Annotated in this window: 1 pseudogene (cut by a window edge); it reads left to right on the forward strand. The window is 39.6% G+C overall.

Annotation, left to right across the window (positions count from 1 at the left end):
• Window positions 1-1125: pseudogene (gene aspS, locus WG67_RS01785) on the forward strand (aspartate--tRNA ligase); its annotated part reaches 160 nt to the left of the window's first position; the annotation flags it as partial.

Below are 1125 nucleotides of genomic sequence, written 5' to 3' on the forward strand. Positions count from 1 at the left end.
ATGACAAAGACTTTTTTGATGAGATATCAAATTTAAAATTGGAGAGTGTAATTACTGTTACAGGAATAGTTGAAGCTAGAACTGAAGATACGGTAAACAGCTCTATTTCTACCGGAGAAATCGAGGTGATAGTCAACAATTTGCGCGTTGAGTCGGAAGTTGAGTTCCACTTTGATGAAGAAATAGCAAAAGAAGAAAGAAGTATATTGGCAAGCATTACCGGCGAGCAAGAATACCCAGAAAACATGAGATTTAAATATCGATTTCTTGACTTAAGACGTGAAAAAGTCCGCAACAATATTATTTTGCGCTCACAAATTATTGCAGAGCTCCGCAAGCTCATGATAGAGCGAGGATTTTTAGAGATTCAAACTCCAATACTCACTGCTTCCTCTCCTGAAGGAGCACGCGACTACCTAGTGCCAAGCAGGCTAAATCCTGGCAAGTTCTATGCATTGCCACAAGCTCCGCAGATTTTCAAACAGTTGCTCATGGTTTCAGGGTTTGATAAATATTTCCAAATTGCACCGTGTTTTCGTGATGAAGACGCAAGGGCTGACCGTTCTCCGGGAGAGTTTTATCAGCTAGATCTTGAAATGTCTTTTGTAACTCAAGAAGACATCTTTCAGATTATTGAGTCTACCTTATATAGAGTGTTTGCTAAATTTTCTCGCAAGTCTGTCGATAAAGATTTTCCACGCATTNCATACAAAGAGGCAATGCTTAAGTATGGTTCTGACAAGCCAGATTTGCGTAATCCACTATTAATCAGCGATGTTACAGAAATTTTTCGTGATTCAGGGTTCAATATTTTCAAAAGCAATATTGAGCGTGGTATGGTAGTGAGAGCCATCCCTGCACCTAAAACAGCAGAGGAACCACGCAGCTTCTTTGATAAAAAGATAGAACATGCGCAAAAAGAATTCGGTGCTAAGGGTCTCGGATATATAACGTTTGATAAAGATGGAACTGCGAAAGGCCCAATTGCTAAATTTCTTGATGAAAATAGGCTAAACCACATAAGAGAAGCAACAAACATAGAGCCAGGAGATAGTGTATTTTTTGCTTCTGACAAAGAGAATGAGGCGGCAAACATTGCAGGAAAAGTACGCACTCTTTTAGGGC

The organism is Wolbachia endosymbiont of Drosophila incompta (assembly GCF_001758565.1).
In the GTDB taxonomy this organism is placed as follows: domain Bacteria; phylum Pseudomonadota; class Alphaproteobacteria; order Rickettsiales; family Anaplasmataceae; genus Wolbachia; species Wolbachia pipientis.